Source organism: Actinomycetospora atypica, assembly GCF_042653685.1.
Lineage (GTDB): Bacteria > Actinomycetota > Actinomycetes > Mycobacteriales > Pseudonocardiaceae > Actinomycetospora > Actinomycetospora atypica.
In genome coordinates this window covers 1-544 of record NZ_JBHSIV010000113.1, presented here as the reverse complement: position 1 = coordinate 544, position 544 = coordinate 1, and the positions used below count along the sequence as shown (strand labels likewise).

General features: G+C 68.4%; 1 protein-coding gene. It reads left to right on the top strand.

The genetic code is table 11. The features are described 5' to 3' along the window. Positions 1–259, top strand: a 259-nt coding sequence (locus ACFPBZ_RS29550; protein ID WP_378039670.1) for a hypothetical protein, incomplete at its 5' end; no start/stop codon positions are given. Between the last annotated feature and the right edge of the window lie 285 nt (positions 260–544).

Below are 544 nucleotides of genomic sequence, written 5' to 3'. Positions count from 1 at the left end.
AGACCGGCATCTAGAACGCGTGTACGAGCTTCAGCGCTCCTCGGACGCTCGGGCCTCCGAACAGGCCATGCCGGAATCCCTAGCGGTGTCGTTCGGTGCCTACCTCGACGAGCTGGTCGAGGACCCGTGGTCGGCGACCCGACCGGCCGGCGTCGCCCGGACAGGGACCTTCGGGCTGGGTGGCCGTGGCGTCACTCTCGTGACCATTCACGACGACACCGACCCGCCGCACGTCCTCATCGAGCGCATCGTCTACTGACTCGTGGCGCAGAACCCGCCGCAGGTCCGTTGCGTAACCTTCGCCGACAGCGTGGACGGCTCAGGAGATGCTCTCCACGCCGCAGCGCCCAGACCGCGTTCGCGCGTGCCGAAGAGGCCACCCAAGCGGCTCGGTTACGACCTCTCGCTAAGCAGCGGTCGTGGGGACCACCAGATACGACGCTAACGTCGCCCCGATGCCACGCACCCTGGCCGACCTCGAGGCACGGATCGCCGCACTCGAAGCCGAGCGCACCGACCACGGAGCGGTGCTCGCGGTCATCAC